Origin of the sequence: Bacillus sp. AR8-1 (genome assembly GCF_008042345.1) — a bacterium.
GTDB classification, from domain to species: Bacteria; Bacillota; Bacilli; order Bacillales; family Bacillaceae_G; genus Bacillus_A; species Bacillus_A cereus.
This window is the reverse complement of record NZ_QNUB01000021.1, coordinates 141,122-160,718: the sequence shown is the minus strand read 5'-3', so window position 1 is coordinate 160,718 and position 19,597 is coordinate 141,122. Positions and strand designations below refer to the sequence as shown.

Below are 19,597 nucleotides of genomic sequence, written 5' to 3'. Positions count from 1 at the left end.
CATTGCAGAAAAGCATGTAAAAAAACAATATGAGTTATGAAAGGAATTGTAATGAAAAAAACATTATCAATTTTCATATTATGTATATTAATTTTAATTAGTTTAAGTGCATGTGCTAAAAGTGAAGAATTATTTCCAGCTAACGGTGTATTAATCATTGGAGATGAGAATCATACTGGAGCAATTATGAATCGTTATAAGGAAAATACGAAAGAACATGAAATTTTCCCAGTGAAAACAGGGGAATTTGAAAAAGGAAAGGTATTAATATTAAATGAATCTACTGCACAAGCGATGATTAAAGCAAAGATTTTTCGTAAACGTGACCAAGGAGCCCTTTCCAAACTGGTAGATACGTTACCTAATTTTCCAAAAGAAAGCTCACTACTATATATAAATGAAGAAGAAAAGAATATTAAAAGTATTAAAATAGAAGGAAAAGAGATACCAGTTGCATATGATAGTGATGCTTGGCTTGGCAATAAACGTGACTATGGAGCACTATGGTATATCATTGTGGCGAAAAATAGTGTGTATAAAGAAATAAAAGCGAATGAAACGAATATGCAACTTCTACATTTAAAAAAGTCGTTAGGTGATGAAAAACCTAAAATGTCGACAGATAATACATTAATTAATGAAAAAGTAAAAGTAAGAAAGCTAATTGAAGGTTTTAAAGAGAAAGTATCAGTTCAGTTTGTAACGATCGGAGAAAAATCTTAAAAAAGAGTTCGAGGTTGATAGATAGTTTATCAGCTTCGAACTCTTTTTAGTTTATAGACAAATCAATTATTATGCTTTACATTACTTCATTTAATCGAGTCTCGCTTGTTTCCTCAATCGCATTTGAATTTTGAACTGAATTATTTTGGGCTTCTTTTTCTTTACGAGCCTTTTGTAGCATTTCAAGGATGATCCATAAAGGAACACCTTTATCCTTTAACATCTTCCATAAATCTAATTCATTAAATTTATGCTCAGGCTGTTTCATTTCTTTTTCAGATGAACGAATATCAAACTTGATAGGTTCATTTACTTTCTTACTTTCAAGTTTAGTAGAAGAGATAGTATTATGCTCAAGAGTAGATGGAGTTATTTTAGTAGGTTGAGATAATGTATGAATATTTGATCCGATTTGCATGTTTTTTCCTCCTTTTTGAAGCAATGAGATTAGTTTTCTTATGGTTTTTAAATCTTTTTAACATGAGGAAACTATATCTAATTATAAATCTAAATAAATAGATTTACAAGTTATATTGTAAAAAGTAAATATTTACTTGAATTAATATTTATCAACATTTGTATATGTTTTCTATATATACAACGTATATAAAATACTTTACATTATGTTTAAGTTGTTAAATTATTCTGTTAATTTTTGAAAAGAAAAATGTAAACGTTTTATTAGGGGGAGAAAGTATGGGGAAGTTATTTTTAAAAATATGTTTTTTCGCATTAGTGACCGTATGTTCATTCGCAGCGAAAATATCATACGCTGAAGAGAGGCAACAAAATAATTATCCTATCATATTGGTGAATGGATTTGCTGGATGGGGTAGAGAAGAAATGCTTGGCGTAAAATATTGGGGTGGTGTTCATGATATACAGGAAGATTTGAAACGCAATGGTTATACGGTACATACCGCAGCTGTTGGACCTGTTTCTAGTAACTGGGATCGTGCATGTGAATTGTATGCACAAATTAGCGGTGGGACAGTAGACTATGGTGCAGTACATGCTGAGAAACATGGACATAATCGTTTTGGCAGAACTTATAGTGGTTTTGCGCCGAATTGGAGTGAAACAAATAAAATTCATTTAGTTGGACATAGCATGGGTGGACAAACGATTAGAACATTAGTACAGCTATTAAAAGAAGGTAGTTTTGAAGAAAAGAATTATGTGAAAAATCACCCAGACACCAAAATATCACCACTATTTGAAGGCGGAAAATCATACGTTCATAGTGTTACAACATTAGCAACCCCTCACAACGGTACAACACTTGCGGATGGTAGTCTTCTACTGCCGTTCGTTAAAGATTTACTCATTACAGCTGCAAGCTTTGGAGGAAACAATAATTTATCATTATATGATTTTAAATTGGATCAATGGGGTATAAAGAAGAATACTGGAGAGTCCTTTTTCCAATATAGTAATCGTATTCTAAATAGTTCACTTTGGAAAAATACAAAAGATATAAGTCAATGGGATTTAAGTACAGATGGTGCAAAGGAGTTAAATAATTGGGTAAAGACGCAACCAGATGTGTATTATTTATCCTATAGTGGACATGCATCACAAGCAGCACCTATAACAGGTTTACATTTGCCTCATATAACGATGAATAAAGTGTTAATGGGAAATGCATTTTTCTTAGGTTCTTATGCGAGATATGAAGAAAACCGTCCGCTAGTTGATACTTCTTGGTGGCAAAATGATGGTGTAGTAAATACAAATTCTATGATTGCACCATCTTCTAATGTTACTGTAAATAATAATGAGTCATTACAGATTGGAAAATGGAATCATATCGAAACGAAAGCGAATTGGGATCATCTCGACATGGTAGGGTTAAGTGTTTCAGACTCGTTAGGTTTTTCTAGCATTCAAGAGTTTTATAGAACAATTGCTGAAAAGCTATCACGTTTACCGAAATAGGTAATAATAAAGCGCTCTCGATGGAATTCGAGAGCGCTTTATATTATATTGAAAGAGGGATTTGATAGAAAAATATGGGGGGATATTATGAAAATTCAAGTTATATTATCAGGATACGGAACAGTAGGCAGAGAGTTTATAAAATTATTAAATGAAAAATATTCATATATATATGAAACATATGGGATTCAATTAGTTGTAAGCGGAGTATTAGGGAGAAATATTGCAATACATAATGAAGACGGCTTATCACTTCATCATTTATTGATGTATGGTGGCGGTACCGCTGCAATTGAAAAATATTTAGAGTATCATCCGAAGGAACGTGCAACAACTAGCATAAGTGGTACTGTATTGGTAGAATCAACGGTTACAAATCTTAAAGATGGAAATCCAGGGAAACAATATATGAAACAAGCGATTGAGAAACAGATGGATATAGTAGCAATTTCTAAAGGTGCGCTCGTTACAAACTGGAGAGAAATAAATGAAGCAGCAAGAGGCGCAAATGTACGAATTCGATATAGCGGTGCAACAGCCGCTGCACTACCGACACTAGATATTGGACAATTTAGTTTAGCCGGTTGCAGTATTGATAAAATAGAAGGAATATTAAATGGAACAACTAATTATATTCTTACGAAAATGTATGAGGAAGATATGACATTTGAAGAAGCGCTGAAAGAAGCACAAAATAAAGGGATTGCTGAGACAAACCCTATATTAGATATAAGTGGTTCAGATAGTGCGTGTAAATTGTTACTTTTGACTAACAGCTTAATGGAAACAGAGAAAACACTTACTGATATACATATAAAAGGAATCGAGCACGTTACAAAACAGCAAATACAAAATGCTAAGAAACAACATAAAATTATTAAATTAATAGCATCAATATATAAGGATGAGGGTGGCAATGTGAATTTAAATGTTGAACCGTGCGAAATAGAAAAAGATCATCCGTTAGCAAAAGTAAATGGGACCGAAAAAGGAATTACGTTCTTTACAGATACGATGGGGCAAGTTACTACAATTGGCGGGGCTTCTAATCCACGAGGCGCAGCAGCTGCAGCTTTAAAAGATGTAATTAACTTATATCGAAAAGATTTGTAAGACCGTACCGCCCTTTATAAAAAATACATATATCGTGGACCTTTTGAGAATGAAATAAATATGCAAAAATGATTGCAGGGGGTAAGGAATTGTTTAAGGATTTTAAAGTTGTTAAAGATCGTCCCGTTTATATTCAATTAAAAGACTATTTGAAAAAGATGATTATGAAAGGGCATTTGCTCGGGGATCAAAAAATCCCATCAACAAGGGAACTAAGTGAATTACTAAGTGTGAGTAGAAACACTGTACTCGCTGCTTATGCAGATTTAGAGCAAGAAGGACTCATTTATGCAGTTAAAGGAAAAGGGAACTTTGTTGCGAAGGTGGATATATCTAACACTTCGTCTGTTGAAATAGATTGGAAAAATAAACTTAATACAGTGACCGCATTAGCGGATGAATTAGATTTAATGAAACATGGTGTTCGTTGGGAAAAGGGAATGATTGTTTTTAATAGTATAGCCCCGGATGAGAAGCTATTTGATGTTGAAAATTTCAAAAGAGCTTTTCTTACTCGTATGTCCATTGAAGGGGACATCGTATTGAACTACGGATATGCAAAGGGATATAGACCGTTAATGAATTATTTACTTCATTACATGGAAATGAAAGGTGTAGACATTTCGAATAAAGATATTCTAATTACAAATGGATTTACAGAAGGATTGGATATTGTAATCTCTTCTTTATCAAAAAAATCCGGTCGTGTCATTTGTGAGAATCCAACTCACCACGCTGCGCTAAAGTTGTTCCGCTTACATGGACTTGAAGTTCATGGGATTGATATGGGTGAGGATGGTATTGATACGAATGAAGTTGAAAAAAGCTTGTGTGAAAAAGATTTTGATTTTGCTTATTTAATTCCTTCTTATCATAATCCAACCGGTATCGTTACGAGTTCAGAGAAAAGAACGGAATTGATGAGGTTATTCTCAAAATACAAAGTTCCTATTATAGAGGACGGATTTAATGAAGAATTACGTTATTCAGGTTCACATTTAGCTCCATTATTAACTTTTGCTGGAGCTGGCAATAATGTGATTTATATTAGTAGCTTTTCAAAGGTACTTTTCCCTGGTTTACGTGTAGGCTGGATTATTGCAGATAAAGAGCTGATTCATTATTTAGAAAGCGTAAAAAGAGCAAGAACGATTCACACATCTACGCTAGATCAAGCTGTTCTGTTTCAATATTTACATGAGGGATATTTTGAAAAATATTTAAAAAAGGCAAGATCTGTTTATAAGAAAAAATATGAGTTAGCTGTCGGGGCATGTAACCAGTACATTCCTTTTAAAAGAATGACTGGAGATGGTGGACTTCATTTATTTATAGAGCTAGAAGAGCATATGAATGCCCGCACACTTTTACAAAAGTGTTATGAGAAAGGCGTTACGTTTTCACCTGGAGATGTTTTTTACTCTGATGGAGAAGGAGCAAACACTTTCCGATTAGGGTTTTCGCGCTTGAAAGAAGAAGAAATAGTTCGGGGAATTAAAATAATTGGTGATACATTAAAAAATGAAATTTGGAGTTGAGAAAATGAAAATCGGTGTTATTATGGGCGGGGTATCGTCTGAAAAACAAGTTTCAATTATGACGGGGAATGAAATGATTGCTCATTTAGATAAAAATAAGTATGAAATAGTTCCAATTACATTAAACGAAAAAATGGATTTAATTGAAAAAGCGAAAGACATTGACTTTGCATTGCTCGCATTACACGGAAAATACGGAGAAGATGGGACAGTTCAAGGAACACTGGAGAGTTTAGGGATTCCTTATAGCGGAAGTAATATGTTATCTAGCAGTATATGTATGGATAAAAATATTTCGAAAAAGATTTTACGTTATGAAGGTGTAGAAACACCAGATTGGATTGAACTTACAAAAATGGAGGATCTAAATCTTGATGAGTTAGATAAGTTAGGATTTCCATTAGTGGTAAAACCAAACTCTGGCGGATCGAGTGTCGGGGTGAAAATCGTTTACAATAAAAATGAATTGATCTCAATGCTAGAAACTGTATTCGAATGGGATTCTGAAGTAGTAATTGAGAAGTATATAAAAGGTGATGAAATTACATGTTCTATTCTGGATGGAAAACAGTTACCTATAGTTTCAATTCGACATGCAGCCGAGTTCTTTGATTACAATGCAAAATATGATGATACTAGTACAGTTGAGGAAGTTATCGAACTTCCAGCAGAAATTAATGAACGTGTAAATAAAGCTTCACTGACTTGTTATAAAGCATTAAAATGTAGTGTTTATGCAAGAGTTGATATGATGGTGAAGGACGGAATTCCATATGTAATGGAAATTAATACATTACCAGGGATGACACAATCAAGCCTATTGCCCAAAAGTGCAGAAGCAGCGGGAATTAGTTATAGCAAACTATTAGATATAATTATTGAAACATCATTAAAAGTTAGAAATGAAGAAGGGTTTTAAGGAGATTATATAACTAATTCTTTTGACAGTTTCACGAAGTATGCTATGATGAATACATTATAAAAACAAAATATTTATCCACTAGGGGAGCCTTTTATAGGCTGAGATCAAATGTGATTTTGAGACTCTTAGTACCTGATCTGGTTAATGCCAGCGTAGGGAAGTGGGAAAGACGTTGCTATTTAATGAGTAAATAAATACTGTCAATTTCACTTTCTTTACGCCTGTAAAGAAAGTTTTTTTATTTTACAGCTTTAATAATTGTGGATAAATACTTATATTTTATACATTATTGGAGGGATTTAAATGACTTTTTCACAATCATTACGTAAAGAAGTAGATTCAATTTGGGAAGCGAGTTTTAACCATCCTTTTGTAAAAAAACTTGGTGAAGGAACATTAGATTTAGCTAGTTTTCGCTATTATGTGCTTCAAGATTCATATTATTTGAGTCATTTTGCTAGAGTACAAACTTTAGGAGCTGCAAAAGCTCTTGAATTAGAGACGACAGCTCGTATGGCACATCATGCTCAAAATACATATGAGGCCGAGTTATCTTTACATGAGAATTTTGCTAAAAAGCTAGGGATAACAAAAGAAGAAAAAGATAATTTTATTCCTGCGCCAACTGCATATGCGTATACTTCACATATGTATCGTGCTGCGTATGAAGGGCATTTAGGAGATATCATTGCAGTAATTTTACCTTGCTATTGGTTGTATTATGAAATTGGCGAACGCTTAAAAGAGTGCCAGCCGGAAGAGCCAATTTATAACGAATGGATTTCTGCTTATGGATCTGATTGGTTCCGTACGCTAGTTGAAGAACAAATTACACGTTTAGATACTATCGCTGAAAAAGTAACAGAGGCAGACCGCAAACGTATGAAACAGCATTTTATTATTAGCAGTCAATATGAATATTCATTTTGGGAAATGGCTTATACATTAGAAAAGTGGCCAGTGGATACAGACGTAAAAGACGTAATTGGATAAAGAATAGAAGTAATGTTATAGATAGGTATGGATCATACCTATCTATATATTTTTTCTTGTCAAATTCGCGTAAAGTCATTAGTGCTACGGATATGGCGAAATAGAATATCGATAATTTAGCTCATTTACTTGTCTACGCATTAACTGGATAAACTTCTGTCACATTTATTTTACAATCAAAGAACGTAAATGTTGGTGGTATGAAGTTAAATAAGAAAAGAAACCTGAGCTGTTAGCTGTAACGGAGTTGTTTTTTCTTTGCAGGAACTTCTAAATTATCATGGAGTGTGGTTAATACGATATGCAAATATGCATATCGTATTTTTTTGAGTTCTTTATGTGTTAAAATTAGATATAAAGATATGGAAATATAAAGAAGCAAAAGCAGGAATATCCAATGAATTTTGAGAGGTGTTATATGTTTACAAATAAGAAATTAATTCGATTTGGTTTATCGTTGTTTGTATTTTTAGGGATAATTAATTTCACAATCAGCTATTTCCAAACATATCTTGAAACAGCAGCAGATATTAAATGGGTAATTCCAGAAATTTGGAAAACTATTTTACTAGATGTTCCTCAAGGTATACTTGTTCTTTTAGGCGCAATTGCTTTATATGATTTCACAAAAGAGGCATCACAAAAAGACGCATCAATCTAAGTGTGTCTTTTTTCTATTAGGAATTTCATAGAGAGTTTTGCTGGAGAAATAGAATGAAAAGCCCTAATAAGGGCTTTTTTCTTTGTAGGAATTTCTTATCTGTCATAGAAACCGGTTACTTGGAGGTGTTATAGTGAAAGGCATTTACAGTACAGAAAAATCTAAGCGGCAGACGGAAATATATAGGATATGACAACATAATTATTGAGAAATTAATTGAATTTAGTAGGTATGAAGATATGACGCTAGAATTCATATTTTTTAATTTTTATTTATCCCGCATTAACGGGCTGTTCGTAAAAGCCTGATTGGTGAGGACTAATAATCAGCGGGGGATGAACTCCCCCCCACTGATTAAAGTTTCACTTTATAAAAATGAGCCCATAGCAAAAATAGGTATATGAACAAGGTGCATCATTTAGTGATAAGTCATACTTTGTTGGTGTACGTATTGAACTTAGTTTATAGCACTATTTTTACTTAGATGTAACGAACAGAAATATAGGGAAGCATCAATGAGGTTGTATTTTATAAACGGAGGTTATGAAAATGAATCAGTTTCAACAAGAACTACAAGCGTTAAGTCTTAATGATTACCGGTCTGGAAATATTGTCTATTGGGACCAGCAAAACCAATATCCATATTACTATATTGAAGATGCTGCTCGTCGCTGTGGCGGTTGTGGTCGTTGTGGTGGTTGTGGTGGAGGTCGTTGTGGCGGATTCCGTTGTGGTGGATTCCGTTGTATTGGTTGCTTCGGTTGTTTTGGTTGCGGAGGTTGCGGAGGTTGTGGCGGCTGTGGTGGTTGCTCTAATTGTTTTGATGGTTTTAGTGGTACTACTGATACTACTGGTACTATTGTAACGTATGAATATTAATTACATTTATCCCACTATTTGCGGGTAATAAAATCTCCCTTAAAATTCAGAGAGAGCAAAGAGAAGTTAGGTGGCGGACTGTCCATAAAAGCCCGATTGGTGAGAGCTGATTAAAGCTTCACTTTATCAATTAAAAAACATTAGTTTTATATATGTACTTGCCGACAAAGAATATAGCCATTATTAATGGATATATTCAGTCATTCAAGTGAAAGAGTAACAATAAGATATATAGGTGTAATCAAGAGGTGATGGATAAAGCAATGACTAGATTTAAAATCTAATCATTGCTTTTTTCTTATGGTTTTATCATCAAATATCTGTCTGGTTTAGGGATTGATTTCTTCTAGCTAATGAATTTATTACAACTTTGTAAGGTTAATGTAATGTTAATCGATAGTAAATGAAGATGCTTGAGTGTAATTTAAATAAGATTAAAAAGTACTGTTTATCTATAAAATAATCGGGTAAATAATATGTAATTAGGAAGTGTATGAATATGATTGAACTAAAATCTATTATCCATTCGTATAAACTAAAGAGAAAAATAGCTAAAGATTTATACGGAAAAAGAGATGAATTGACACTGTTATTAAATGAATTTAATAAAATGAAATGTACAGTAACATCTGAAAAGAAGAAAAACAATATATTATCTCGTTTGCAACTAATTTATCAAAATATGAAATTAGATAAGCAGTATCCTCTATCAGTTGCTTTTGATAGTAAATTATTGGAGCGATTAGAAAAAGAACCTCTACATACTATTGAGGATGGTGTAACATGTTTACATCTAATGTTAGATGTGAATTATGAGAAAATAAAACAATATGGTTCGAGTACAAGTAGGTCATTTGTTCCATTATCGCAGTCTTCTATTTGTCTTGCTGATTGTATTTGTTTAACAGGAGTTGTAGTAGGTTTACTAGGAGCAATTTCATTTGGGGGATTACTGTTATCTATATGTTCAATTACATAAAGGTTGATATTTGTAAAAAGGGCACCGAATTAAGGTGTTCTTTTTTGGTTTTTTTGTAAAGATATTGTAAATGATAAGTACAATGCATTAAGTGTAATGTATAATTCGAATGTATCGAAATTCAAATATAATAGAGGTGTTATACATGATAATTACTTTGAATTTTTAAAAGAGTCGGTTTGATAATAATTTATGTAGATAAACAGTTTTTACGTTTCTTTTAAATACTTGGTTTAAATGGATTAGATTAAGTAACTATTGTTCTAGCTTTTTGATAATCAAGACAACTGAAGAAAGGAAGGAATCATTTTATGAAAAAATTAAGGCTGCTAACATTTGAAAATATAGTAGAACCCCTTTTAAATGAAAAGGTATCATTTATATACTTTCCTATTGAATGGCTGGACATCGTAGAGATACATTATAAGACATTTTTATTAACGAGTAAGTTGAAACGTTTGAATGAAAGATTGTATGATATGTTTTCGGATATATTGTTTATTCAGCATAACCCGTACGTATTAAATGAAAATACACCATGGATTGTATCGAAAGAACCTATTAGACAAGAGCAGCTCGATTATATTTTTCAAAGTTGGTATGAGATTATTCATGATTGGAAACCAAATAGATTAGTAGAACCACCAAAATATGAATGGCAATCCGATTTGATTTCTAATTTGCCAGTACTACATGATAATGAAACGTATTCTAAGTGGGTGCCCGCTTTAATCTCACATATTTTTTGTGAGCGTCCTATATATTTAGAAAATACAAATGAAGAAGAAATCTATTTTTCCCCTCTTAGATCACAAAATATTTGTGAGGCGATGTCAGGGCCGATAAAAGATGAAAAAACACAAGATTTTTTCTCCTATGTATATCGATTCGAATGCATAACCCGCGGTGGTGAGAACGCTCCATTATTAAATATTTCAATAGGGATTCGGAGATTTTATCAAGAATATAAGATGATAGGTTAAACAAACCCTGATATAACAACGTTTGTTTGACCTATTTTTATGAATTGCAAACATTTTGCAAACATACGTTATCCAAAGATGCTTTTACCAAAGTTTTTAACGGCTTCTTCTTGCATATTCGGTAAAACATGAGAATAGACACTTAATGTCATTGAAATATCTGTATGACCTAATCTCTCACTGATGATTTTAGGGTTAACTCCTTGTTTCAATAGTATAGTTGCGTGTGTATGTCTTAAATCATGGAATTTAATTTCTTTTATACCTACTTTGTGTGTCGCCCTAATGAAACTTTTTCTGAAAGGTGCTCTTTTTATGATTCTTCCAAACTCATTACAATTTATTAAATCTTGATCTAGATAAGCAGAACCAAACCTTAATTTCTCTTTATTAATTAAAATTTTATGTTTTTTTAAGGCGGCTATTGTTTCATTAGGTACAGGAATTGTACGTTTTGACGAATTTGTTTTTGCAGTTTTTTTGATCTTATTGTCATGACCAGATGTTTGATTTATTGTAACGGTATGTTTTTCAAAATCAACATCCTGCCATCGTAAACCTAAAACTTCTCCCAGACGCATACCTGTAGTTATTGCAAGTAGATACCCAATGTGATATCGTGATTCTTGTGAATGAGCTAAAAACTTTTTTACTTCTTCCTCTGTCCAAGTCTGGATAGGGGTTTTTTCTTTTTTAGGTATCTCAGCAAAATCTGCTGGATTTCGAGACATAATATTTTGTTTTACGGCTAGGTTTAAAGCGCTTTTTAAAATTCTATGCATAAGCAGAATAGAATTGCTTGCAATCCCTTTATCTATCGTAGTCTTATAGCATTTTTGAATGTGCATAACATTTAATTTATGAAGCGCGACCATTCCTATACTAGGTATAACATGTTGGTTGATAAATGCCCTATAGCCAGCAAAGGTGCTCTTTTCTATACTCATACTTTTAATTTCTAGCCAGTGATTTAGATACTCTTTTAACGTAACTTTAGATGGTTCTATAAAAGTTCCTTCATTCAACTCTGTAATCTTCTTTGCTACATCGGCCTGTGCTTCTTTTTTTGTCTTATATCCAGAAAACCACTTCTGTCTTCTTTTTCCTGTCTCTGGATCAGGGCCGATATCAATAACGATGCAATATTTATTTCCTCTTTTTCGAATATGTCCTTTCACTTAAAACACTCCTTCATTTTGTTTTGAATCATGTTGTATAAGTCTAGTTGTAATTTTGCTGCTATGAAAATTACATGTTTGGACATATCAGCGATGGGTATATTTTACCATATTTAGATTGTTATTAAGGAATAAAAAAAGAGCCATAAGACCTCTTTTTTTGCTGTATTCATGGAAATAAAATTAAAAGCGTTTGATAAATAGCTGCAATAATACATGTGATGTGGTTGTTAAATCACTTGCTAACCATCTTATATATATTAAGTTTAATGAGTGGAAGAGATATTGTTATCCAATATAAAAGAATACTTTGTTATATTAATTATTAAACTTTCTCAATAATTTTCAGATTAGCAAATAAATAAAATTCCTAATTTTTGTGATATTATGAAAATAACTAAAAATGGACATAAAAAAGACCCATGACTGTGTAAGTGGTGCTGCAACACCCCTACACCGTCTCCCTAACCACAGTAGGGAAAACAACTGTCATAAGTCTTCTAACATTAGTATAACACACAACTTAGATATAATGACACGTTTCTCTGTAAATGTAAAAACTAGGGATGACGTGTCTTTTGTCCATAAGGAGGACAGAGATTGTGCAAGTTTTATTGGATTTTAATGATATGCAAGAAAGTCTAAAATTATCCGGTTATACAAATAGGAAGTTAGCGATGCGTTTTAAAGTAACACACACAACTGTAAATAGCTATTTTAATAAAAAGGGTAAATTTGATTTTATGCACTTTGTGGATGCACTTAGGTTATATAAGCCTAAAGATATTAAGTTTAGAAGAAACTGTATCAAAGAGTGCATACCAACACTTTCACACAAAAATTTAAAATTAGCATTAGAAGTGTTAGATATGTTTGGAGAATATGAACTTCAAGATATGATTATGCAACAGATAAATAAATTTAAGAGCAACCAAACAGAGAGCGAAAAAGAAATGAAAAAAGGTATTTCGAAAACAGTACGAATAAACTTAAACTTGGTTCCGTTATACCAAACATTGCGAGAAAGAAGTGAAAATACGATTACACCTAAGGTGTTCTTTGAGAAAGTTGAAAAAATGAGAAAAAATCAAAAATTTATTGATAATGAACTTGTAATAATGTTAATTCTAAACACAATATATTCTTTTTTTGATTTAGGTAATTACAAGATGGTGAATGAATATATTCAACAATTATTACCTGATATTATAAAAATTAAATGTCGCTCTTTAAGAGATTCATTTTTGTTAAGAATAAAAGAAATGGAGATTTTTGTGAATCTTCATGAAAATAAGTTAAGAGAATCTCGTCAACAATGTTTTGATATAATAAACGACGAGACAAATTGTTATGTCAGTACTAAGGCGGTAGCGTATTGTAAAATTGGAGAAAGTTATGTTTTCTCCGATTATCAGAAAGCTAAAGAGTACATGGAAAAGTCACTAAAAGTTATTGGTGATCCATCTAACAAGAAATTAGAATTAAGGAGGGAAAAAGTCCTTAATACACTTTTATTTTTAAGAATATACCATAAGAGAGATTTACATACTATTAACTATGATGATTTAGATGAAGCTGAGAGAGCTTTTTTATATGTAAGGTTAGGTGAGAATGAAAACGCAATTAGAATTTTACAGACCTTAAAAAATAAAAACGGGTATCTTAGTAGTTTTCAATTGTATTATATGGGGCTCGCGGTTGGAGGCAAAGAAGGAAAAAGATACTTAGAACTATCCCTTGAAAGTTTTTCTAAATCAGGTGATTTTTTCTATATGTTTCTACCAAAAGAAGTATTGAAATGTTATAATTAAACTATACATAAAAGGTGGTGAAGCACTTGAAAAATAAGTTTGTAAAAGTAGTGTTATCTATTGTAGTTGTAGCTTGTCTTTCTATCACAACTTTTCAAGTGACAGAAAAAGATAAAGTACAAAGCGCTAAAGAACAAAAAACAATTCTATACATGATTGATCCAGGTCCCGGAGGCGGATAATTATATAAATACAAGAAATGACACTATCTATTAGATAGTGTCATTTCTGCTTTAAAGGGAATGGAAACATTTTGACTGGAACGACAAAAACTTTCCACTTTTAGAAAGTCCACGTATAAATAACAGGATGCAAGGGGGAACTAGTAGTGACAAAAGAAGAAATTGTAATGCTATTCTTAGATACAGTAAAGGAATTCGCTCCTGAAAAATTAGAGGAATATATTGCAGAGATTAAAAAAAATAGCCTATCTTAATTCGAGAGGCTATTTTTCCATTTTCTTATGATGTTTATTTAGAGCTTGAGCAATAGCTAACATCTGGTCTAATGCCATATCTTCTTTATCTTTTGGAAGTGGTTCTAGCCATGCCATAATTTCTTTAAACTTCTCATATTTATTATCATCCTGGTTTGCTTCGTTATTTTCTCCATATAAGTAGTTCACAGGAACGGCAAATCTTTTCGCTATTTTTTCTATTGTCTCACGACTCGGGAAGGCTTTTCCATTTTCGAATTTAGAAACGGTACCCTTAGTAAGATCTACTTCTTTACCAAATTGTTCTTGGTTCATTTTATGTTCTAAACGAATTTGTTTTATTCTATCTTTCATATCCATAAAAAAACTCCCCTTATTAAGACTTTTCAATAATCCTAAATCCTATTAATTTTATTATAAAGTTTCCTGACAAGAAACGTAAAGAACAAAAAAGTTTCCTATTCTGAAATTTTTTATAAAAAACACTTGAAGTTTCATACAATGAAACATATAATGAACTTGTAAGCATCAGAAGGGAGTGATCAGATGCAAACCGATACACCTAAAACAGAACTTCAAAAAGCATTTGAAGAATCTGGACTTAAATATCATGAACTAGCTAAAAGAGTAGGGATATCGAAGTCATACTGCTATAAAATAATTAATTGGAATTTAAGGGTTTACTATGATGTAGCAGTTAATATATCTAAAGTATTGGGAAAGGAGCCAACTATATTATTTAAGGAACAAGAAAAAAATTTTAAACAATAAGTTTCATTGTATGAAACTTATTTAAAAGGAGTGAAAGAAAATGGGTTTAGAACAATTTATTAAAGAATCTATTCGTGAAATTGTAAGAGAGGAAATTAGATCAGCAATAGCTGATTTACAACAACAATCACAACCAAATAAGGTTATGCGAGTGAAAGAAGCCGCAGCTTACCTCAACATTGCGGTTTGCAGAATGTATGAATTAGCAAATCACCCTAGGTTTCCAGTAATAAGAGAAGGGCGTAAACTACTTTTTCTGCAAAAGGATTTAGAAGCTTGGCTTGAAGCACAAAAGGAGGTGATTTAGTGGAAGATACAACATCATTAGTTATATTGGCAATGTTTATCGCATGTAGTGCATGGTTGCTTTACATTACTTACGAACCAATAAAACAATGGGCTTGGAGTGACGTAGAACAAAATAAAAAGACCCACGGCAATGGATCCTTTTCTAAAAAATAAGTTGTTCTAAGTATACCACGGAAAGTAGGGAAATAGTACATGGATTTAATCGAATATCAAGTGCTATTACCTAATAAGTTTTGGGATTTAGCAAAAAGCAAAGACGAATTAAAACAGATGATACAGCAATATTTCAGTGTTTGTTATCCGCATTATAGAATTCAACGAATTATCAAAAGCGGACAAGCATATATTGCAATTTGTACTAGGAGGTAAAAAGATGGCGATATTTAGACAAGTACACACTTCATTTTGGAATGATGTGAAAGTGCAAGAAGATTTCACACCAGAAGATAAGTACTTTTTCTTATATTTATTAACTAATCCACAAACTAAACAAATTGGTGTGTATCAAATAACAAAAAAACAAATGGCTTTTGAAACAGGTTATTCACATGAAACTATAAAGGCTTTGATGCAACGTTTCGAAGACTATCACAAGATAATAAAATACGATAATGAAACCAGAGAATTAGTCATTTTTAATTGGGGGAAATACAACCTAAAAAAAGCTGGAAAACCAGTTGAAGATTTAATAAAGAAAGAATTAAAAGAAGTGAAAAATATATCTTTGTTGATTCCAATCTGCAAACATATAGAGCAAAAGTCCATAAAAAAGCTAATTGAAACGTTTATTCACGACTCGTATAACGATACGTTAACGAACCGTGGCACGAGTGGGGGACAAGAAGAAGAACAAGAAAAAGAAGAAGAACAAGAAAAAGAAGAAGAACAAGAAAAAGAAAAAAAAGAAGAAAAAGAAGTACCTTTAGTAGTAGAAAATCTCGCAATCGATTTTTATATGAAAAATTTCGGACATATCTCTCCATTCATGGGAGAAGAAATTAATCAATGGATAGATGAGCTTAATCAATCGTTAGTAGTTGAAGCAATGAAAATCACTTTAGAAAACAATAAACGTAATTGGTCTTATACAAAAGGAATTTTAAAAGATTGGCATCAACATGGTTTTAAAACAATTCAAGATGTAGAAGTAGCACAAGCATCATTTCGAAGACAACAACAAAGCAAAAAACGTACTGGTAAAGGTTATGCTAATCGAACTGAAGTTGTACCAGATTGGTTACATCAGCAGAAAGAATTTAAACCAATGCAACAACAACCACCGCAAGCTTCAAGCGAGGATTTCGAGGATAATAAGAAACGTTTGGATGAGATTCTAAATAAATATAAAAATACTAAAGGAGAGTAAGGTATGAAAACCACAGGCGTTGCAAGAAAAGTGGACGAGTTAGGTCGTGTAGTAATTCCAGTAGAGTTACGCAGAACTCTAGGGATTGCTGAAGGTACAGCATTAGGATTTCATGTTGAAGAGGAAAAAATCGTTTTAAGAAAACATGAAAAGTCTTGTTTTGTAACGGGTGAAGTTTCTGAAGCCAACATAGAGTTACTAGGTGGCCGAATGTTTTTAAGCAAGGAAGGGGCAAGTGAATTACTGGATCTTATTCAGAAGAGTGGGCTGGCACATGCCTAAGCAACTAAACATTTTTGATGTAGAGCCAGCAATTTGTGAGTTCGATGTAATGAAGGCAAATGTGAAGAGAGGAACTGGACGCACTACATACGCTGACGTACGCGTCCAGGTTCCAACGAATGCAAAGTGTACGGATGAATTACCACGCACAACTAAACAAGATGATCGCTATGATATTTTTGAACAGTATGTAATGGCAATATGGAGATTTCAAAGAGCTGTAGATAAGTTTTTCAATTGGGATACAGCTGAAGAATTGTGTAAGGCAGCAAGGGATAAAAAAGAAATAATTCCGGTACGGGTTTATTTAGGAAGTGGTTTTAAACCTGATGTTGTCGAGTACATGCGGTAGTAAAAAGGAGAGGGACATATGAAAAAAATAGAAATCGATGTTAGTAGCAACAAACTTTTAATAGTGAAGGACGGAAATGTAACAGTAGTAAATCCGCCAATGAGTGGATTCGGTGAGCAAGTTGCGGTTTGGGTAAATGGTAAAGTTGATCGTGTAGATACTAAGTTTACTGAAAAGATAAAATAATCAATTTTAGAAAGTAGGTTCGCTTATGAGTGTAGCAAGAAATCATAAAGCGATGAAGGAATCACGGTTAAAAATATACATCGCTTTAGAAGAAGCTAACTTCATTTGGGATGAAAGAGATGTAGTACGTTTTTGTGAAATGTGGAGTCAAGGTATGAGTTTGCCGAAGATGGCAAAAGCGTTAAGGAGACACCAAGCGGAAGTTGCGCTTCTTGTAATAGATCAAGCTGATAAGTATTTAATTGAAAATCGTCCAATAGGATTAGGGATTTGCTAAATAGGAAGGGGAAAATAAAATGAACGTTATGGAAAACGGTGTATATGAAACAACTAAATTAGTTAGTGAATCAAAGGAAGGACAAGCTGTAATGAATATCAATCATATTAGTGAATTAGATCAATATCAAGAAGCGGCATTACGTACATGGAATACAAATAACGATTTTGGTGGACGTGTTTTAAATGCAGCATTAGGTCTTACGGGAGAAGCTGGTGAGGTTGCTGATGTTGTAAAAAAAGCAATTTTTCATGGTCATGGATTTGATCCAGCTCATTGTCCAGGAGAAGAAGAAGGAAATACACATAAAATCGCTTTAGAGCTAGGGGACATCTTGTACTACATTTCAATCATGTCTCATGAAATGGGATATACCCTAGAAGATATTGCTCAAATGAATATATCTAAATTGGCAACAAGATACCCAGACGGATTTAGCCGAGAAGCTAGTCAAAATCGTGTAGATATGAAATGAAAATTGTAATAAAAAAGAGCCATGAGTGGAAAGGCTCATGGCTCTTTTTTATAAGGGTAATGATTTTATATATAAATATTATCATATAATCCCAAAAAATTCAATGTCAGTCAATTAATTGGTATAAAAATTTGGATTTTATTTAAAAGAAGGAACGGAGGAGTATGTAAAAGGCTTTGAAAGATCCATAAAAAAAGAATTCAGTAAAACTCTGAATTCTTCTACACGTAATTTTATTTGTTAATCCATTTGGAAATAATAGGATAATGAAAGTCTTTTTCTTGTAGCACATATAAAATTCCTTTTATAGGTCCGAAAATTAACAAAAGAAACAGTATCAAATATAAGGGAGCTATTCCGAAAATAATCAAAGCGTTATTTGAAGCTAAGTCTAAATTAGATAAAGATAGCATTAAGATTCTTATTATGAAAAGATTCCAAATCACTGTAATTATCCAAATGAATAGTTGGTAAAACATAGCTTCAAGGATATTTTTTCGAATGTTTTGTGATTTGTACACAAAATAAAAAATCAACGGTATATAAAAAATTGTGACGCTAAAGAAAATAAGAATAAAAAAAGATAATAAGGTAAGAAAATGCATAATTAATTTTATGTTCTTTTCTTGAGTTGGGATCATTAAGGTCCTCCTATATGTATAAGATTTGTTGTGCCTATTAAAATATGTGCTGTAGATAATTGTAACATAAAAATTAATTGTAATAGAATACTGCATCGAAAAGAGAACCGTTAGGGCGTATGGTTCTCTTGGACCAAGAACTATAATGTTTATTTTTTATAGTCCGTATAAGTATATGTACTTTAAAAGTAAATAGTGAATCAACTGATAGGTATTAACGGTTTTCTTTTAATTAATTACTTTTTGCTTTCTTGCAAGCAAAGTAAATTGACCCAGCAAATACTAATAAAATGGGGATCCATGCTCCAACTGACATTTTTTCACCTCCTTAAATTATAGTGTTCTTTTATTTTATAATATTTGTATTTTAGGGTGTAAGAAAACGAAAAAAGAGAGTTTTTAACAAAATAGTTATTTAAAACAAGAAGTCCTAGAGTTAGGGCTCTAGGACTTCTTGTTTTGGTATTCTCACATGGTTTTTCAAAAAGAATAGAACATATTGAAGATAACATGTGAATGTTTCATAAATGTATCAAAAAAATGAACAAAATTGCTATTGCAGAAGAAGTAGAAATGAAGTTTCTAATACGTAAGTACGTGAAAGGTATTATTTCCAGTGAATAAAATGCGCATGGGACACCTAATCATTATTTTATCGGAGGAAAAGAATATGTTATGAACTTTGTTAAATGGAAAAATGAAAATTTTACTTTTAGAGTGAAACTAAACAAAAATGCTATTTTAATAGAAAAATAGGTGACTCAGCAATTTTGTCAGCCGAGTC

General features: G+C 32.3%; 25 protein-coding genes, 1 pseudogene and 1 riboswitch. Of the genes and pseudogenes, 22 read left to right on the top strand and 4 right to left on the bottom strand.

Features of this window, described 5'->3' with window-relative positions; genetic code table 11:
- Nucleotides 1-51 precede the first annotated feature (51 nt).
- Nucleotides 52-723, top strand: a complete 672-nt coding sequence (locus DN400_RS17545; RefSeq protein WP_002094033.1) for a lipoprotein BA_5634 family protein — start codon at nucleotides 52-54, stop codon at nucleotides 721-723.
- Between the two features lie 76 nt (nucleotides 724-799).
- Here the strand turns inward: DN400_RS17545 and DN400_RS17540 are convergent, their stop codons facing one another.
- Nucleotides 800-1,141: a DUF3914 domain-containing protein gene (locus DN400_RS17540; RefSeq protein ID WP_065228880.1), complete on the bottom strand. Its 342-nt coding sequence runs from the start codon at nucleotides 1,139-1,141 to the stop codon at nucleotides 800-802.
- A 278-nt stretch (nucleotides 1,142-1,419) separates the two neighbouring features.
- Here DN400_RS17540 and DN400_RS17535 point away from each other — a divergent pair, with 278 nt between their 5' ends.
- The 10 genes and pseudogenes from DN400_RS17535 to DN400_RS17490 all read left to right on the top strand — a co-directional run bounded on the left by DN400_RS17535 (nucleotide 1,420) and on the right by DN400_RS17490 (nucleotide 10,729).
- Nucleotides 1,420-2,661 carry an esterase/lipase family protein gene (locus DN400_RS17535; protein ID WP_098256094.1) on the top strand — a complete coding sequence of 414 codons (1,242 nt, stop codon included), beginning with the start codon at nucleotides 1,420-1,422 and terminating at the stop codon, nucleotides 2,659-2,661.
- A gap of 87 nt (nucleotides 2,662-2,748) precedes the next feature.
- A complete protein-coding gene (locus tag DN400_RS17530; protein WP_065228882.1) occupies nucleotides 2,749-3,774 on the top strand; it encodes a homoserine dehydrogenase in 1,026 nt (341 codons plus the stop codon).
- An 89-nt stretch (nucleotides 3,775-3,863) separates the two neighbouring features.
- Complete coding sequence (gene pdxR, locus DN400_RS17525; protein ID WP_016512780.1) at nucleotides 3,864-5,312, top strand: MocR-like pyridoxine biosynthesis transcription factor PdxR; 1,449 nt, start codon at nucleotides 3,864-3,866, stop codon at nucleotides 5,310-5,312.
- 4 nt (nucleotides 5,313-5,316) lie between these two features.
- Nucleotides 5,317-6,231, top strand: a complete 915-nt coding sequence (locus DN400_RS17520; protein ID WP_002094034.1) for a D-alanine--D-alanine ligase — start codon at nucleotides 5,317-5,319, stop codon at nucleotides 6,229-6,231.
- Nucleotides 6,232-6,304: 73 nt separating this feature from the next.
- Nucleotides 6,305-6,410, top strand: a riboswitch (TPP riboswitch).
- 127 nt (nucleotides 6,411-6,537) lie between these two features.
- Nucleotides 6,538-7,227: a thiaminase II gene (tenA, locus tag DN400_RS17515; protein ID WP_016512778.1), complete on the top strand. Its 690-nt coding sequence runs from the start codon at nucleotides 6,538-6,540 to the stop codon at nucleotides 7,225-7,227.
- Nucleotides 7,228-7,624: 397 nt separating this feature from the next.
- Entirely contained in the window at nucleotides 7,625-7,888 is a 264-nt protein-coding gene (locus DN400_RS17505) for a DUF3937 domain-containing protein (protein WP_002082716.1), read from the top strand.
- A gap of 549 nt (nucleotides 7,889-8,437) precedes the next feature.
- Entirely contained in the window at nucleotides 8,438-8,767 is a 330-nt protein-coding gene (locus DN400_RS17500; RefSeq protein WP_016512777.1) for a heterocycloanthracin/sonorensin family bacteriocin, read from the top strand.
- A 152-nt stretch (nucleotides 8,768-8,919) separates the two neighbouring features.
- Nucleotides 8,920-9,051 (top strand): annotated as a pseudogene (locus DN400_RS29695) (site-specific integrase); the annotation flags it as partial.
- 209 nt (nucleotides 9,052-9,260) lie between these two features.
- Nucleotides 9,261-9,746, top strand: coding sequence for a hypothetical protein (locus DN400_RS17495; protein ID WP_002041181.1), 486 nt, complete (start codon nucleotides 9,261-9,263; stop codon nucleotides 9,744-9,746).
- Nucleotides 9,747-10,057: 311 nt separating this feature from the next.
- A complete protein-coding gene (locus DN400_RS17490) occupies nucleotides 10,058-10,729 on the top strand; it encodes a pPIWI_RE module domain-containing protein (RefSeq protein ID WP_000736204.1) in 672 nt (223 codons plus the stop codon).
- A gap of 68 nt (nucleotides 10,730-10,797) precedes the next feature.
- Here the strand turns inward: DN400_RS17490 and DN400_RS17485 are convergent, their stop codons facing one another.
- A complete protein-coding gene (locus DN400_RS17485) occupies nucleotides 10,798-11,907 on the bottom strand; it encodes a site-specific integrase (RefSeq protein WP_147801794.1) in 1,110 nt (369 codons plus the stop codon).
- A 602-nt stretch (nucleotides 11,908-12,509) separates the two neighbouring features.
- Here DN400_RS17485 and DN400_RS17480 point away from each other — a divergent pair.
- Together DN400_RS17480 and DN400_RS29555 are read left to right on the top strand one after the other, a co-directional pair.
- Nucleotides 12,510-13,718 carry an AimR family lysis-lysogeny pheromone receptor gene (locus DN400_RS17480; RefSeq protein WP_098849795.1) on the top strand — a complete coding sequence of 403 codons (1,209 nt, stop codon included), beginning with the start codon at nucleotides 12,510-12,512 and terminating at the stop codon, nucleotides 13,716-13,718.
- A gap of 26 nt (nucleotides 13,719-13,744) precedes the next feature.
- Nucleotides 13,745-13,900: a hypothetical protein gene (locus DN400_RS29555; protein WP_000790841.1), complete on the top strand. Its 156-nt coding sequence runs from the start codon at nucleotides 13,745-13,747 to the stop codon at nucleotides 13,898-13,900.
- A gap of 263 nt (nucleotides 13,901-14,163) precedes the next feature.
- On the opposite strand, the gene DN400_RS17475 is transcribed toward DN400_RS29555, so the two are convergent.
- A complete protein-coding gene (locus DN400_RS17475; RefSeq protein ID WP_000367269.1) occupies nucleotides 14,164-14,514 on the bottom strand; it encodes a helix-turn-helix transcriptional regulator in 351 nt (116 codons plus the stop codon).
- A 186-nt stretch (nucleotides 14,515-14,700) separates the two neighbouring features.
- On the opposite strand from DN400_RS17475, the gene DN400_RS17470 reads away from it, so the two are divergent.
- The 9 genes from DN400_RS17470 to DN400_RS17435 all read left to right on the top strand — a co-directional run bounded on the left by DN400_RS17470 (nucleotide 14,701) and on the right by DN400_RS17435 (nucleotide 18,172).
- Nucleotides 14,701-14,925, top strand: a complete 225-nt coding sequence (locus DN400_RS17470; protein WP_147801793.1) for a helix-turn-helix domain-containing protein — start codon at nucleotides 14,701-14,703, stop codon at nucleotides 14,923-14,925.
- Nucleotides 14,926-14,965: 40 nt separating this feature from the next.
- A complete protein-coding gene (locus DN400_RS17465) occupies nucleotides 14,966-15,232 on the top strand; it encodes a helix-turn-helix domain-containing protein (protein ID WP_000522182.1) in 267 nt (88 codons plus the stop codon).
- Nucleotides 15,232-15,387 carry a hypothetical protein gene (locus DN400_RS29550; RefSeq protein ID WP_097995375.1) on the top strand — a complete coding sequence of 52 codons (156 nt, stop codon included), beginning with the start codon at nucleotides 15,232-15,234 and terminating at the stop codon, nucleotides 15,385-15,387. The genes DN400_RS17465 and DN400_RS29550 overlap by 1 nt, the downstream gene beginning before the upstream one ends.
- 220 nt (nucleotides 15,388-15,607) lie before the next feature.
- Nucleotides 15,608-16,600, top strand: coding sequence for a DnaD domain-containing protein (locus DN400_RS17460; protein ID WP_147801792.1), 993 nt, complete (start codon nucleotides 15,608-15,610; stop codon nucleotides 16,598-16,600).
- A 3-nt stretch (nucleotides 16,601-16,603) separates the two neighbouring features.
- Nucleotides 16,604-16,882, top strand: coding sequence for an AbrB/MazE/SpoVT family DNA-binding domain-containing protein (locus DN400_RS17455; RefSeq protein WP_147801791.1), 279 nt, complete (start codon nucleotides 16,604-16,606; stop codon nucleotides 16,880-16,882).
- Nucleotides 16,875-17,234 carry a hypothetical protein gene (locus tag DN400_RS17450; protein ID WP_001125968.1) on the top strand — a complete coding sequence of 120 codons (360 nt, stop codon included), beginning with the start codon at nucleotides 16,875-16,877 and terminating at the stop codon, nucleotides 17,232-17,234. The genes DN400_RS17455 and DN400_RS17450 overlap by 8 nt, the downstream gene beginning before the upstream one ends.
- A gap of 18 nt (nucleotides 17,235-17,252) precedes the next feature.
- Nucleotides 17,253-17,420 (top strand): DUF3954 domain-containing protein, encoded by a 168-nt coding sequence (locus DN400_RS17445; protein ID WP_000717828.1) that lies wholly within the window; start codon nucleotides 17,253-17,255, stop codon nucleotides 17,418-17,420.
- A 25-nt stretch (nucleotides 17,421-17,445) separates the two neighbouring features.
- On the top strand, nucleotides 17,446-17,697 hold the full coding sequence (locus DN400_RS17440; RefSeq protein ID WP_147801790.1) for a helix-turn-helix domain containing protein: 252 nt from the start codon (nucleotides 17,446-17,448) through the stop codon (nucleotides 17,695-17,697).
- A gap of 19 nt (nucleotides 17,698-17,716) precedes the next feature.
- Nucleotides 17,717-18,172: a nucleoside triphosphate pyrophosphohydrolase family protein gene (locus DN400_RS17435; protein WP_001102014.1), complete on the top strand. Its 456-nt coding sequence runs from the start codon at nucleotides 17,717-17,719 to the stop codon at nucleotides 18,170-18,172.
- Between the two features lie 233 nt (nucleotides 18,173-18,405).
- Here the strand turns inward: DN400_RS17435 and DN400_RS17430 are convergent, their stop codons facing one another.
- The gene (locus DN400_RS17430; protein WP_098683957.1) at nucleotides 18,406-18,813 is read right to left on the bottom strand and encodes a magnetosome magnetite crystal formation protein family; all 408 of its coding nucleotides are present in this window, start codon (nucleotides 18,811-18,813) and stop codon (nucleotides 18,406-18,408) included.
- Nucleotides 18,814-19,597 lie beyond the last annotated feature (784 nt).

What these genes read in the sequence shown, in the direction of transcription:
- DN400_RS17545 (WP_002094033.1), top strand. Translation starts at nt 52, where the DNA reads ATGAAAAAAACATTATCAATTTTCATATTATGTATATTAATTTTAATT.
- DN400_RS17540 (WP_065228880.1), bottom strand. Translation starts at nt 1,141, where the DNA reads ATGCAAATCGGATCAAATATTCATACATTATCTCAACCTACTAAAATA.
- DN400_RS17535 (WP_098256094.1), top strand. Translation starts at nt 1,420, where the DNA reads ATGGGGAAGTTATTTTTAAAAATATGTTTTTTCGCATTAGTGACCGTA.
- DN400_RS17530 (WP_065228882.1), top strand. Translation starts at nt 2,749, where the DNA reads ATGAAAATTCAAGTTATATTATCAGGATACGGAACAGTAGGCAGAGAG.
- DN400_RS17520 (WP_002094034.1), top strand. Translation starts at nt 5,317, where the DNA reads ATGAAAATCGGTGTTATTATGGGCGGGGTATCGTCTGAAAAACAAGTT.
- tenA (WP_016512778.1), top strand. Translation starts at nt 6,538, where the DNA reads ATGACTTTTTCACAATCATTACGTAAAGAAGTAGATTCAATTTGGGAA.
- DN400_RS17505 (WP_002082716.1), top strand. Translation starts at nt 7,625, where the DNA reads ATGAATTTTGAGAGGTGTTATATGTTTACAAATAAGAAATTAATTCGA.
- DN400_RS17500 (WP_016512777.1), top strand. Translation starts at nt 8,438, where the DNA reads ATGAATCAGTTTCAACAAGAACTACAAGCGTTAAGTCTTAATGATTAC.
- DN400_RS17495 (WP_002041181.1), top strand. Translation starts at nt 9,261, where the DNA reads ATGAATATGATTGAACTAAAATCTATTATCCATTCGTATAAACTAAAG.
- DN400_RS17490 (WP_000736204.1), top strand. Translation starts at nt 10,058, where the DNA reads ATGAAAAAATTAAGGCTGCTAACATTTGAAAATATAGTAGAACCCCTT.
- DN400_RS17475 (WP_000367269.1), bottom strand. Translation starts at nt 14,514, where the DNA reads ATGGATATGAAAGATAGAATAAAACAAATTCGTTTAGAACATAAAATG.
- DN400_RS17470 (WP_147801793.1), top strand. Translation starts at nt 14,701, where the DNA reads ATGCAAACCGATACACCTAAAACAGAACTTCAAAAAGCATTTGAAGAA.
- DN400_RS17465 (WP_000522182.1), top strand. Translation starts at nt 14,966, where the DNA reads ATGGGTTTAGAACAATTTATTAAAGAATCTATTCGTGAAATTGTAAGA.
- DN400_RS17460 (WP_147801792.1), top strand. Translation starts at nt 15,608, where the DNA reads ATGGCGATATTTAGACAAGTACACACTTCATTTTGGAATGATGTGAAA.
- DN400_RS17455 (WP_147801791.1), top strand. Translation starts at nt 16,604, where the DNA reads ATGAAAACCACAGGCGTTGCAAGAAAAGTGGACGAGTTAGGTCGTGTA.
- DN400_RS17450 (WP_001125968.1), top strand. Translation starts at nt 16,875, where the DNA reads ATGCCTAAGCAACTAAACATTTTTGATGTAGAGCCAGCAATTTGTGAG.
- DN400_RS17445 (WP_000717828.1), top strand. Translation starts at nt 17,253, where the DNA reads ATGAAAAAAATAGAAATCGATGTTAGTAGCAACAAACTTTTAATAGTG.
- DN400_RS17440 (WP_147801790.1), top strand. Translation starts at nt 17,446, where the DNA reads ATGAGTGTAGCAAGAAATCATAAAGCGATGAAGGAATCACGGTTAAAA.
- DN400_RS17435 (WP_001102014.1), top strand. Translation starts at nt 17,717, where the DNA reads ATGAACGTTATGGAAAACGGTGTATATGAAACAACTAAATTAGTTAGT.
- DN400_RS17430 (WP_098683957.1), bottom strand. Translation starts at nt 18,813, where the DNA reads ATGATCCCAACTCAAGAAAAGAACATAAAATTAATTATGCATTTTCTT.